At 56.5% G+C, this 1,924-nt stretch carries 1 protein-coding gene and 2 pseudogenes; 1 reads left to right on the forward strand and 2 read right to left on the reverse strand.

The genetic code is table 11. From position 1 onward, the window contains the following. A pseudogene (locus ACGYLA_RS19450) lies at positions 1-225 on the reverse strand (conjugal transfer protein); the annotation flags it as partial. 65 nt (positions 226-290) lie between these two features. Next, a protein-coding gene (locus ACGYLA_RS19455) for an IS3 family transposase (protein WP_280322053.1) occupies positions 291-1,642 on the reverse strand; the annotation gives its coding sequence in 2 pieces (ribosomal slippage) (positions 291-1,306 and positions 1,306-1,642; 1,353 coding nt in all). Positions 1,643-1,813: 171 nt separating this feature from the next. On the opposite strand from ACGYLA_RS19455, the pseudogene ACGYLA_RS19460 reads away from it, so the two are divergent. Continuing rightward, positions 1,814-1,924, forward strand: a pseudogene (locus ACGYLA_RS19460) (IS5/IS1182 family transposase); the annotation flags it as partial.

A 1,924-nucleotide genomic window follows, 5' to 3' on the forward strand; every position in this document is an offset into this window, starting at 1 on the left:
AAACGCGATGGTGGGCGAGACGATGCGCCGCTCCTGAAAAGCGCGTTCCTCCGCGGCGCGGCGCTCCAGTTCGGCCATGCGCCGGGCTTCTTCCTCACGGCGCAGTCGCTCTTGCTCGCGTGCGCGCAGCTCATCCTCCGTAGGACCCGCTGGGGCGGGTTGGGGTCTGCTGGCCTCGAGTTGGGCCAGTTCCAGATCCATGCGTAATTGCTCAAGGTGTCCGTCGTCATATAAAATGGGACATCAGAGCGGCTTGAACTTTGGAGGCTCTGGTTCGTTTGCGTGATTGATTATGCTGCTTGTTTTTGATGTTGCAAGCGGCGGCTTTGGATCGTCATTTTCTTGATCTTTTCCCTTTCTCTGATGATGGCTTTGTCACGTCCAAAATAGACGTCAGCGGGTGTGACGTTGCTCAGGCTCTCGTGGTAGCGCTGGTTGTTGTAATAGTCGACGAAGGCCCCGATCTGGCGTTCAAGATCGCCGGGCAGGTAGTAGTTTTCCAGTAGAACCCGGTTCTTCATGGTCTGATGCCAGCGCTCGATTTTGCCCTGGGTTTGCGGATGGAACGGCGCACCGCGAACGTGATCCATTTTCTGGTCCCCCAGCCATTTGGCCAGGTCGCCGGATATGTAGCACGACCCGTTGTCGCTGAGCAGGCGCGGCTTGTGTCGGACCACGGCTTGGTCGCAGCCAGACGCCGTAAGAGCCAGCTCAATGGTGTCTGTCACGTCCTCGGCTCGCATGGTCGTGCAGAGCTTCCAGGCAATGATATACCGGCTGTAATCGTCCAGGATCGTGCTGAGGTAATACCAGCCCCAGCCGATGATCTTGAAGTAGGTGAAGTCGGTCTGCCACATCTGATTGATCGCCGTGGTTTTGTCCGAGAACTCATCGGCAGCCTTGATCACCACATACTCGGGTGCCGTGATCAGATCGGCAGCTTTCAGAATGCGGTAAGTCGATGATTCAGAGATAAAATACCGCTTCTCATCAGTATATTTGACGGCCAGTTCGCGTGTGGTCAGCGCCTCATGTTCCAGCGCAAACTCGATCAGATCATCCCGCCGGTCCTGCGGAATACGGTTCCAGACCGACTTCGGCCGAGGCGCGCGGTCCGCCAATGCATCAAGGCCGCCTTCGACGTAGCGGTCATACCATCGGTAAAATGTCGTGCGCGGGATACCCAGCATATCAAGGGTCATTTTTGTGGGCAGGTGTGATCCCTCAACCGTGCGAATGATCTCAAGCTTCTCGGTTGCTGGATACCTCATTCCTCGAACTCCCCAGCCCCTGTCATGCTTTTTTTGAGCAGGCGGTTCTCAAGGGTTAGATCAGCCACGCATTCTTTCAGAGCCATGGCCTCGGATCGCAGATCCTTCACCTCAGGCGATGTCGCCTGACGCGCTGTGTCGCCGGAAAGGCGACGCTTTCCAGCCTCAAGGAATTCCTTCGACCAAGTATAATACAGGCTGTCAGAGATACCCTCGCGGCGACATAACGCCGAGATGCTTTCCTCCCCGCGCAATCCGGCCAAAACAATGCGGATCTTCTCCTCCGCCGAGTAGGTCTGGCGGGTCTTGCGGCGGATGTTTTTGACCAGCTTGTCAGCTGCGTCTTTCGATGTTCCGGGCTTCTTGTTCATCTTCGCTCCTTAAAGGCTACGATGAACCAGAAACCCTCCGTTGTTCAAATCCTCAAATCTGTCCCAAAGGTGCTGACGTCAGACACACTAAGGATTACCGGAAGCCGGCCCTCGACGCGGTTATGAGAACATGATTCACTTCCGACATGGCAGCGGCAGCAGGAGGTGGCGATGCGTGGGACGGACGAGGCAAGCGGGTCGCTGTTCAGCTATGTTGATCTTGAGCAGCGGGTTCCGGATCGTCATCCGCTGCGGTTGATCCGTCGGGTCGTCAATGACGCG

Origin of the sequence: Sulfitobacter sp. 1A13679, assembly GCF_043557115.1 — a bacterium.
GTDB lineage: Bacteria > Pseudomonadota > Alphaproteobacteria > Rhodobacterales > Rhodobacteraceae > Sulfitobacter > Sulfitobacter faviae.